This is a genomic window from Pseudovibrio exalbescens DSM 16456 (assembly GCF_000422785.1).
In the GTDB taxonomy this organism is placed as follows: Bacteria; Pseudomonadota; Alphaproteobacteria; order Rhizobiales; family Stappiaceae; genus Pseudovibrio; species Pseudovibrio exalbescens.
On sequence record NZ_KE383918.1, the window covers coordinates 56,270 to 67,516 of the forward strand.

General features: G+C 55.4%; 8 protein-coding genes. 7 read left to right on the forward strand and 1 reads right to left on the reverse strand.

The window, feature by feature from the left end; all coding sequences use genetic code 11:
• Positions 1-22 precede the first annotated feature (22 nt).
• Positions 23-1,342 (forward strand): NAD(P)/FAD-dependent oxidoreductase, encoded by a 1,320-nt coding sequence (locus G512_RS0114975; protein WP_028482416.1) that lies wholly within the window; start codon positions 23-25, stop codon positions 1,340-1,342.
• 12 nt (positions 1,343-1,354) lie between these two features.
• A complete protein-coding gene (locus tag G512_RS0114980) occupies positions 1,355-1,708 on the forward strand; it encodes a DUF5368 domain-containing protein (protein WP_028482417.1) in 354 nt (117 codons plus the stop codon).
• 158 nt (positions 1,709-1,866) lie between these two features.
• Here the strand turns inward: G512_RS0114980 and fabV are convergent, their stop codons facing one another.
• A complete protein-coding gene (fabV, locus tag G512_RS0114985) occupies positions 1,867-3,069 on the reverse strand; it encodes an enoyl-ACP reductase FabV (protein WP_208975032.1) in 1,203 nt (400 codons plus the stop codon).
• A 713-nt stretch (positions 3,070-3,782) separates the two neighbouring features.
• Here fabV and G512_RS0114990 point away from each other — a divergent pair.
• The 5 genes from G512_RS0114990 to G512_RS21345 form a co-directional block, all read left to right on the forward strand.
• Positions 3,783-5,150, forward strand: a complete 1,368-nt coding sequence (locus G512_RS0114990) for a TolC family outer membrane protein (protein ID WP_028482419.1) — start codon at positions 3,783-3,785, stop codon at positions 5,148-5,150.
• Between the two features lie 96 nt (positions 5,151-5,246).
• Entirely contained in the window at positions 5,247-7,424 is a 2,178-nt protein-coding gene (locus G512_RS21340; protein WP_051269416.1) for a type I secretion system permease/ATPase, read from the forward strand.
• Positions 7,421-8,728 carry an HlyD family type I secretion periplasmic adaptor subunit gene (locus G512_RS0115000; protein WP_028482420.1) on the forward strand — a complete coding sequence of 436 codons (1,308 nt, stop codon included), beginning with the start codon at positions 7,421-7,423 and terminating at the stop codon, positions 8,726-8,728. Before G512_RS21340 ends, G512_RS0115000 begins: the two co-directional genes overlap by 4 nt.
• Positions 8,729-8,757: 29 nt before the next feature.
• Positions 8,758-9,648 (forward strand): transglutaminase-like cysteine peptidase, encoded by an 891-nt coding sequence (locus G512_RS0115005; protein ID WP_028482421.1) that lies wholly within the window; start codon positions 8,758-8,760, stop codon positions 9,646-9,648.
• 382 nt (positions 9,649-10,030) lie between these two features.
• On the forward strand, positions 10,031-11,247 hold a 1,217-nt coding region (locus G512_RS21345; RefSeq protein WP_036489870.1), incomplete at its 3' end, for a T1SS-143 repeat domain-containing protein.

An 11,247-nucleotide genomic window follows, 5' to 3' on the forward strand; every position in this document is an offset into this window, starting at 1 on the left:
CCTCAGAACATAGGAGGAGATTATGTTCGGGTTGGGAGGAAACCTAAGTCGTCGGGGCTTTCTGGCTCTGACGGGTGGAAGTCTGGCACTGGCAGCGGGTTCTGCATCCTCTGCCAGCGCCGAGCGGGTCAGGACCAATGCAAGGATTGTCATCCTTGGGGCAGGCGCGGCAGGAACCGCGCTTGCCAATCGTCTGACCGAACGGCTCGATGGTGCGTCAATCACCATTGTTGATGGCCGCAAGCGCCATCTTTATCAGCCGGGCTTTACACTGATTGCCGCCGGGTTGAAACCGGCAGACTATTCCGTTTCATCAACACAGCAATGGTTGCCTTCCGGTCTTACTTGGCTGGAAGAAGCTGCAGCCGAAATTGATCCTGAGACAAAACAGGTCATCACGACAAGCGGCACCACCGTACCCTACGATTATCTGGTGGTCGCAGCCGGGCTCAAGCTGGATTATGGCGCCATCGAAGGCATGTCTCTGGATCTGATCGGGACAAATGGTATTGGATCTGTATACGCAGGGCCTGAATATGCTGAGAAAACGTGGCAGGCCATGGATCGCTTCACAGAAGAAGGCGGCGTTGGTTTGTTCACGCGTCCGGCAACCGAGATGAAGTGTGCCGGGGCGCCACTCAAGTACACCTTTTTAACGGACGACTATGCCCGCAAGAAGGGCACACGCGGAAAGATCCGCATCGACTATGCCGCCCATAATGACACCTTGTTCTCTGTGCCCATTGTGGATGAGAAAGTGCGGATGTTGTACGAAGAGCGTGGCTTCGAGACCACGTACAACCGCGTCATGACCGCTATCGATCCGGGCCGCAAGGTTGCAACTTTCTGGACGCCTGAAGGTTCCGTGGAGATGGAGTTTGACTTTACCAATGTCATCCCGCCCATGGTCGCGCCTGATGCCGTTCGCAACTCGCCACTGGCTTGGCAAACCGGCAAGTGGGTCAATGAAGGGTGGGTCGAAGTCGACAAGCACACATTGCGTCACGCCCGCTACCCCGAGGTTTTCGCGGTAGGCGACAGCGCCGGGGTGCCAAAGGGCAAAACCGCTGCCAGTGTCAAATGGCAGGTGCCGGTGGTGGAAGATCAGCTGGTAGCCCAAATTGATGGCAAGGAAAGCCAGAGTTCCTACAACGGATACACTTCATGTCCGCTGATTACCCGCGTGGGCAGGGCCATGTTGGTCGAGTTTGATTACAAAAATAATCTGACGCCATCATTCCCGGGCATCATTGCACCGCTGGAAGAACTCTGGATCTCCTGGTTGATGAAAGAGGTGGCTTTGAAGGCAACCTACAACGCCATGCTGCGCGGCAGGGCATGAGGGGGATAAGACATGCAAGAACTTACTCTTGGCACGTTGATTGCCGTCTTTGAAGAAATTTTCGGCACGACCCTGTTTTGGGCAATGGTCGTCTTTGGCGTCCTCGTTGCAGTAGCCTTCATCTACATACTGATCCGGGATCGGGGGATTTCCAGCAGTCGGCTCGTCCGCGCCGAGCTGGTGGCTCCCGTTGGTGCTGTTGGTGCTGTGCTTTTTGTTCAGTACATGACCAGTTCGGGATTTTCCGACATAGGCGGCCCCATAGACGTGATCGTCCTGGTAGTCATTGCCGTCGCCGGTTTCCTCGGCCTTATGATCCTGACCTATGTGATCGAGAGCCTGCTTCATCGCCGGGCTCTGAAGTAAAGCCGCGTTTATCGACCTCTGAGCATTTCATTGTCGCAAGCAAAAAGCGGGGGAGCGGACGTTCCTCCGCCTTTTTTTGTCGTGACATCAAACGCAAAAGTTTTCGCATCGGCGTTTGTGCTTCATCGCGCGGCTTCTCCCCAATCCGCAGAGCCTGCTCACGGTCTAAGTGCTGTCAACGCCGTGATGTCTACATCTGCGGTGTAGTCCACCCCTTGCAGGTCAAAGCCGTTCAGCGCCATGAAGTCGTGTTTGAAACCGGCATAATCGGTCAGGTTCTTGAAGTTTTCTGACGTCACCTTGTCCAGAATATCTGCCACTTCAGCTTGCACGTCCGGACGTAACTCCCAATCATCCAAACGAATAAGGTGGTCTTCGTCGGTCACCACCCCGGCCTCGCTGTAGAGCTTTTCTACCAAAAGTCTGTGCATTTGTTCGATGCACCCTTCGTGCAGTTCCTTCGCCTTCATTACCTTGAACAGGGCACAAATGTAGGGGGAGAAGGTGGGAATGAAAACGCTGGCCTTCGTCACCAGTGCCTTGCAAACGGCAACGTGTGCATGCCCGCCAATGGGACGAAGTTTGCGTGTAAGTGTTTCGGCGCTGGCATGGAGATGGTCCTTTGCGCGCCCCAGTGTGCCGTCGTGGTAGATATCATAGGTGAAGCTTGGCCCAACGTAAGAGTAGGCAAGCGTCTCACATCCCTTGGCCAACACACCCGCGCTGTTCAGCGCGCCAATCCAATCCTGCCAGTCTTCGCCGCCCATGACACGCACCGTGTCCGCCACTTCCTGTTCACTGGCAGGTGAGAGTGTGATTTCATCCAGCCGGTCATGTTCGAGGTTGATGGTTGCACCTGAGACACTTTTGCCAATGGGTTTGATCACTGACCTCAATTTTTCGCCGGTTTCCGGGTCAGGTCGAACACCTGTGGCAAGGCTGTAAATCACCATGTCCACCGAGCCGCCAAACTCCTCTTGAATGTAGCGGATCACGTCCTGTCGCAAGGTCGGGGAAAAGGCGTCGCCCACGAAGTTTTTTGCGGTCATGCCTTCGCGTTCCGCAGCCTCGCGGAAAAAGATGTTGTTGTACCAACCTGCTGTTCCAACACCCTTTTCGCTGGGTGGGCGTTCAAACGAAACGCCGATGGTATCGGCGCGCGAGCCTCCGAAAGCAAGGGCGATGCGTGAGGCCAGCCCGTAACCTGAGGAAGCACCCAGAATGAGCACCTTCTTCGGACCGTCAACGATTGGTGTTGCTGCCTTGATATAAGAAATCTGGTCGTCGAGGGCTTTTTTACATCCAAATGGATGGCAGGTTCGTGCCACCACACCGTCAATCTTGCTCTCAATAATCATCATGCCTCCTCACTGGCTGCAAGCGTTTCCGGCGTGCATCCGGGGTCTCGCAGGGTGTGCCTTTAGGTAAGGGGTATTGTGCACTGCATCATGAAGGTTTCAAGTCACCTTCGAACCAATCCTGGGTTTATTGGGTGTGAAGATGCATGGAGCGCTGAATAGCGGGAGCGTGTTGTGCGCTGCAGTTCCCAATGCCTGTGATTCTCCGATTGGGTGCCTTCGCACTGGCTGATTCTGGGCTCCCCGCGAAAAACGCCATTGGTAAATCATGGAATTTTTGCCGTTAACCTCAAGCATCTAGCTATGGGAAGGTTGCATTCAAGCCACACCGGCCCATTCTTGCAAAGCTCTGGATAACCCTAGGATATCTGCAACCTGCTTAATTTCATCGGTCAAGTCATTTAATCGCTAAGTTGTTGGAACTTAGAAAAATACTTAGGATTTTATGCATTAAGAATATCGTAAGGTAACATCAAGGCGGGATCTTGGGTCCGTGGAGCCCTACTGAGCGATCTTGTTTTGATTCATTAAAAACGAGAGAAATTCGCCCGCGAAATTCGGCAATTAGGTTCCGTTGTATTGATAAAAATAGCATTTCATGTTCTTACTAATCCCAAAGTTTGCTGATACTTTTCAGATACTATGAAGGACCGTTGTAGAGCCGGGGCAACAGGCACACAGGGCGGACCTTCAAGCGAAAATTGGAGTTTTGGGGGATGAAGTTTCGGGGATTAACCCTTGCGGTCGCGATCGCATTGGCAACAACGGTGTCGGCGCATGCTATTTCGCTGCGCGATGCGGTCGAAGCGGCGGTTTACACGAATCCGGATGTTGCTGAGTCCTCTGCAAACCGGCGAGCCCGCGATCAGGAACTACGCGCTGCGCAGGGTGCCTACCTGCCAAGCCTTTCTGTTGGTGCGTCGATTGGTGGAGAGCGCTTGGAACGGCCAGATGGCAGCTCTGTGTCTGACAACGCGTGGCGTACGGCCAAGCAGGTTGATATCATGGCGGAGCAGCTGTTGTTTGATGGTTTCGGCTCCGTAAACGAGATCTATCGCCAGAGTGCCCGTGTTGATGGTGCGGCGTATCGGGTTTTGGAGCGCTCCGAGGCGGTGGCATTGGACGCAATTGAAGCCTACGTGGATGTGATCCGGCACCAGCAGATCTTGCGCAAGTCCCGGGAAAACACCGCGAAACACCAGCGGATCTACAACGAAGTGCGCCAGCGCTTCGAGGGCGGCGAAACCGGCGCGGCCGATCTGGCTCAGGCGCAAGAGCGCGTCGCAGCAACAAAGATCATTACGGCCTCGGTTCGTAAGTCACTACTCGAAACCATTGCAAAGTATCGGCGCGTTGTAGGCATGGAACCTGAAAATCTGGTTCCGGTACAGGAAGCCTCGCTACCGGGTGCGTCCTTGTCGGCTACCATCTCCATGGCACAGCAGAACAATCCTCAGATTCTGGCGGCTCAGGCAGATACCGATGCGGCTGACTTTGAAGTTGAACAGCGCAACGCGCCGTTCCTGCCGCGGTTGTCCTTGGAAGGGCAAGCTTCGTTCGGGGACGACGTCAATGGCTATGACGGTCAGAATGAAGAGTATCGGGTCATGCTCCGCATGCGCTGGAACCTTTACAATGGCGGTTCCGATACAGCACGCAAGGCCCAGGCGCTTGAACAGGTTGCCGAGGCGCGCGCTCGCGTTGACCGCACGCGTCGTGAAGCAGCAGAAGCCGTAGAAGTGGCATGGGCGTCCGTTGACACCACCCGTGAACGTATTTCAGCCCTGCGCCAAACCGTGGCGGCCAACCGCAAGGTTGTCGAAGGCTATCGTGATGAGTACAACATCGGGCAACGTACGCTGTTGGATCTGCTGAACGCTCAAAACGCTCTGTTCAACAGTGAAATCGATCTGATTTCCGCCCAGGCGATTTTGAAGTTCAGCACCTATCAGTTGCAGGGTACGACCGGCAACCTGCTGGCTCACTTCAACATTGAGCCACCCGCAGAGGGTGCCGCGGGCCGACAGGAGAATGTCTCCGTATTCCCGCAACCCGTCGGATTCGCGATTGAGCCGCTGCGCTAAGCATTGCGCGAGGCACACAACAAGAATGAACCGCAGCAGGGAAGCCAAATCGGCCTCTCTGCTGCTTTTGCTGTTTGAGGGTGTGTGGAACACGCAATGTCACAGCCGGAAATGACGTCCAATGAGCCGCCACGGGAAGATCCGCTGGTGGAGTCCATCAAGTTTATCGCGCGAACCTACGGCAATTTTGCAACCGACTCCGTGATACTCGCAGGCCTGCCGCTTGAGGGGCAAGGCTTACCAATTCATCTGGTCGAACGCGCCGCTGCCAACTGCGGCATGCGTGCCCTCACGGTGCGCAAGAGCCTTGACAAGATGCCGGCGATTTCCCTTCCGGCTCTTCTGGTTCTTGAGGATTCCACTCTCCGCATTCTGGTGGATGTGAACCACGACGCCAAGGAAGCTGTTCTGGCAGATCCTCTTCATCCGGATCAACGCCAGACGGCCTCATTTGAAGCGCTGCGCAGCCTTTACAGCGACCATGCGATCTTTTTCAAACCCACCTCCCGCTCCGCAGAGAACGAAGGTCTTGGCACTCATGGCGCGGGGCATTGGTTCTGGAGCGTACTGGTCGGTTTCTGGCGGGACTATACGCATGTTGCTGTTGCTGCGCTGGTGATCAACACGCTGGCCTTGGCCTCTCCCTTGTTCGTGATGAATGTTTATGACCGCGTTCTGCCCAATTTCGCGGTGCCCACACTCTGGGCATTGGCGGCTGGGGTCGTGCTGGCCCTTGTATTTGATGGGGTGTTGAAGATGGCGCGCTCATCCATCATCAACGTTACGGGCAAGCAGGCAGATCTTGCTCTGGCCTCGAGGATCTTTGCCCACGCCCTGTCCATCGACATGCAGAACCGCCCGTCCTCAACGGGGCAGTTTGCCAACCATATCAAGGAATTCGAAGCTGTTCGCGAGTTCTTTACTTCGTCGTCTCTGGTGGCGTTGATAGACCTTTGCTTTATCGGCATCTTTGTTTTGATCCTTTTCATTATCGTCGGGCCGATTGCGTACGTGCCGCTTTGTGCTGTTCCTGTTGTCATTGCAATCAATCTGCTGGTGCAGCCAGCTCTTGCTGGTTCTGTGGATCAGGCCACCAAGGAGAGTTCGCTGCGCCATTCGGTGTTGGTGGAAAGCGTGGCGAACATGGACACCATTCGCGCGTTGAATGCAGAAGGCATCATGCAAACCAAATGGGAGCGCTCTGTCGCGTCCAGCGCTGCGGCCATGCTCAAGGGGCGCTACTGGTCCACACTGGCTCAATCGCTCACCGGCTTCGTCCAGGCTCTTGTGTCCATCGTCATCGTCATCTGGGGTGTTTATCTGGTGAACGAGGGGCTGGTAAACATGGGCGGCTTGATTGCGGCAATGATGCTGTCCGGTCGCGTCTTGGCTCCCCTATCTTCAGTCGCCAACACCTTGACGCGGTTACGCCAGACCATTCACGCCTACAAGATCCTTGAGGATCTTATGGCCATGCCGTCGGAGCGCAGCTCCGGACGTACCTATGTAAACAGCAAGATTACCGAAGGCACGCTGACGTTTGACAACGTCACATTCCGCTACCCTCAGGCCTCCGAAGATTCCCTGCAGCATGTGTCGTTTTCCATTCAAGCGGGAGAAACGGTCGGACTGATCGGGCGCGTTGGCGCCGGTAAGTCGACTATCGGGCGTTTGTTGGCCGGCTTTTATGGCCCCACCAACGGTGCCGTTCTGGTGGATCGGATCGACACCCGGCAGTATGACCCGGCCGACTTGCGCGACGGGGTGGGTTTTTTGTCTCAAGATAACGTTCTGTTTACGGGAAGCGTACGCGAGAACATAGCCATTGGCCGCCTGCAAGCCAGCAATGAAGAAATCCTGCATGCGGCACGGGTGGCTGGTGTTGATGATTTTGTCAGCACCCACCCGCAAGGCTATGACATGCAAGTGGGAGAGGGTGGGCGTTTGCTGTCAGGCGGCCAAAAACAGGCCGTTGCCCTTGCGCGCATGCTGTTGCGCCGACCTCGCATCCTGTTTCTGGACGAGCCCTCCAGCAATCTGGACATGAACTCCGAGCGCCGGCTTTTGGAGCGATTGGCACGGTTCAATGATATGGGAACGACTGTCATCATCAGCACCCACCGCATGTCCTTGTTGAACCTGACACAGCGCATCATCGCGCTGGATGGAGGCCGCGTTGTTGCAGATGGTCCCCGCGATCGTGTTCTCGAAGACTTGAGGCACAGAGGTGAAGAGCGGATGCGGGCACAGGCGATGACGGAGGGCCAGGCATGAGCAACTGGGATTATGCCACCGATATTCGCGCCAGCCTGCAAACGCGTCCGCCTCGGCGCTCGACACACGTCATTTTCTTCACCTTGGCTGTGCTGGTTGCTGGCCTCGTCTGGGCCTCTCTGGCCGAGCTGGAAGAGGTGACGCGAGGCGATGGACGGGTGATACCTTCTCGCCAGATTCAGGTTGTACAGGCGCCGGAGAGAGGGATCGTCGAGGACCTTCTTGTCCAGGAAGGCCAGATCGTTGAAGAAGGTATGACCATCGTTCGCGTCGACGATACTGGTTTTTCCTCGCAACTGGGGGAGGTTCAACAACGTCGCCGTTCGTTGCAAGCGCGGGCAGCGCGCCTTGAAGCCGAGGCAATGGGCCGTCCCTTGTCGTTTCCTGAAAGTGTGCTGAAGGAAACGCAGCGCTTTGCATTGGAAGAGGAACAGGTGTTTCTGGCCAATAAACAGCAATTGGAAAGTGAACTCATGGTGCTTTCGCTGCAAAAGCGGCAAAAAGCCCAGGAAAAGCTGGAGTTGCTGGCCGAGCAGCGCAAGCTTGAGGCTGTGGTGGAAACCATGAGCCGGGAGGTGGAGATCAACCAGAAACTGTTTGAGCGGCGTGTTCTGCCCGAAATCGAGTTTCTGCGTTTGAAGCGTCAGTTTGACGAACAAAAAGGCCAGTTAGAGGTGATCAAGGCCTCCATCGACCGCGTCATGTCAAGTGAAGAAGAATTGGGCGAGCGTATTCAGAACGCTCGAAACACCTTTTACGCCAAGGCGCGGGTAGAGCTGGCCGACACCCGCGCTCAACTCGCCGTGGTGGATGAAACCATCAAGGCCGCGCAAGACCGGGTGACGCGAACCGATCTTCGGTCCCCCGTTTATGGTGTGGTCAACAAGCTCAATATCACGACGCTCGGTGCTGTGGTTCAACCTGGTGAACCATTGGTGGAGATAGTGCCCCTCGATGACACACTTCTGATTGAAGCCAGGATTCGACCGCAAGATGTTGCTTTCCTGCATCCCGGCCAAGACGTTACCGTTAAGATAACTGCTTACGATTACTCGATTTATGGTGGTTTGAAGGGCAAGCTGGAGCGCATTGCGGCGGACTCTGTAGAGGACGAAAAAGGCAACCGTTTCTTCGAGGTAACAGTTCGAACCAGTAAAAATTACCTGGGAACAAAAACGGATCCTTTACCAATAATGCCGGGAATGGTCGCTTCAATTGACGTTTTAACCGGTTATAAAACCGTGCTTGACTACCTTCTGAAGCCTATCAACAAGGTACGGTCGGAGGCGCTGAGGGAGCGGTAACCGAACGTACCTGATGAGGGGCGTTCGATATGTTTACAACCCTGAGGAGGGGCGTCGGCAAAGACGCATCAAGCTCGAAAGGCCGGTTTCCGATCTCGCTCCGCGTGGGCCTTGCGGGGGGCATCTGGCTGGTAATGGCAGCATTGACGCTCGCCTACGCCAAGCCGGATATGGCCTTGGAAAACAAGGTGAGAATGGCCGCGTTGGCCATTGATGAACCTGCGCCATGGCTGGCACGCTACAAGACCCCGATACCGGAAAGAAAACCCAGTTTTTCCAAAGTTTTACAGGTTGCGTCGGTAACGGCGCCCGCATCGCGCCAGAGCCTGAGCAAAGCGGACCTGCTGAATGCGCGTTGGGCGGCCATTTCACAACAGATGGAAGAGCTTCTTGCAGATCCTCGGCATTGCTTGAACACTCGAACAGCCTGCGATGATCCTGCGTTCGATCGATGGATTACCATGTTGAATGCAGCCGAACGGAAACGCATGGCGCGGCGGTTGCCGGCCATCAACAGGGGTATCAATGCCACGCTGTCCTACACGCTCGACCGTGTAACCTGGGGCGCGACAGATTATTGGGCATCGCCAGCCGAAGCGCTGCAACGCCGGCGCGGCGATTGTGAGGATTATGCCATCCTCAAGTATTGGAGCCTCGCACTGCTGGGTTTTGATCGCGACTCCATGGAGGTCGTCGCGGTCTTCGACCAGCGGACGAGCCAGTACCACGCGGTGCTGAGAATCACCCACGCAGGTGCAACATACATCCTCGATAATCGAACCGCGAGGATCCGCTTGCCGCAGGATATACCATTTTACAAGACAGTATTCACAACCTCCGAGGGAGCGGATTTTTCGGTTGCGTCCAACTTCAGGACACTGTCCAGCCTTGTTGACATTGCCACATCTGGTTCAAATTAGGACACTCCGAACAACCTGATCCCGCCAGTTATCGCTAAAGCATCCCGAGGGGCGTCTTCGGGGTGCTTTTTTTATAACCGGTTGGGAACATTGGAAGAACGACGATCCTACCGATCATTCAAATGCCAACAACTGCCTTATAACCCCATTAAGGTTATACAAAGGTTAACGCATTTCAATAAAAATGTTGAGCTGACCTAATTTGTCGCGTCCCGGTTTGGAACGGGCCATCTGGGGAAATAGTCCCTGTTTTGCAGGCTTTTGCGATTAACCCTAAGGCACTCGCTAAAATTTTATTAATTGACTTTTTCAGCCCCAAGGCAAAACAATCATTTTAATTAAAATTTTAATCGTATCTGAATTGTTTTTGGGGTTGCGTACCATGGCTGCTGAGAATTCCGGAAATCAAACCGCTCCGTTGATCGTCACTCAGGTTGAAGGTGTTCAAACCGCAGTCCTGACGCGCGCGCCGGGCCAGCATGTTGACTTTTCTTCCATGCTGGAGGTTCCGGTTTCGCTGTTCCGCGTTGAGGACAGCCTTCAGGTTCTGTTCGGTGAAGGCGGATCGCTGATCATCGAAGAGTTCTTTGTTGGCGACCAGCAGGCGGAAGTTGTGGTGGTTGGCCCGCAGACAACGTTGTCACTCGCCGACTTTGGCAGCCTGGTGGAAATCGTTCCCGTGGGCGAGTTCCAGACGGCGGCGGGCGAAGGGGCGCCGCTGGATAATCAGCTTGAGGGGCCGGAAAGCAGTGGCTCCAATTTTGATGATGATGCAGGTGTGGGTGATCTTGGCCCCGGCCTCGGTGTGACCGACCTTCTCGGACCGGAAGCGGGAGCTGGCGCGCAAGAAGCCGGCGATGACGTGGTGCCTTTGGAAGGCGACAGCGAGCCGACGCTGCTTGCGGGTGCAACAGCTGCCGAAGCCCGCTTGCAGGACGTTTCCGAGCAAAGCCTGGATGGCGGCGCAACAGCTACGGCGGAAGGAAGTCTGGGTGTCGATTTTGGCCGTGATGGAGACTTTGGGCGCAGCGTCTCCTTCGTGCTTGATAATGGTGTTCCGGTGGACGCAGACGGCAATCCGCTGGATCTCACGTCAGACGGCGTGCCCTTGCAATATGCCGTATCTGCCGTTTCAGAAGGGGACGGCTTTACAGGTCAGCAACTCGTGGCAACCAAGGCGGATGGCTCCGGTGAGGTAATCTTCACCTTGACGTTGAGCACCGATGGCAATGGCGAGTTTGTTTTCGAACTGATTGGCAATCTGGATCATCTGGGCGCAGAGGATCAGAGCGTTCCGCTGGACTTCCAGATCGTGGCGGCAGATCGCGATGGGGATACGGTCTCAACAGAGATAACAGTCACTGTGGGAGATGATGTGCCCACAGTTGGCGATACGTCCACGGGCGTGGTTGACGAGAGTGATCTGGCAACCGCCGGAAGCGGTGTGTCGGACACCTCTGATGAAACAGGTAGCCTGCTTTCACCAGAAGCGCCCGCAGTTGTACCCCTGAATGAAACCGGCGGCACGTTGAGCATTGATCTTGGGGCGGATGATCGTCCGTTGGCGGAGGCGTTCAGCTTTGACCTGTCGAGCCTGAA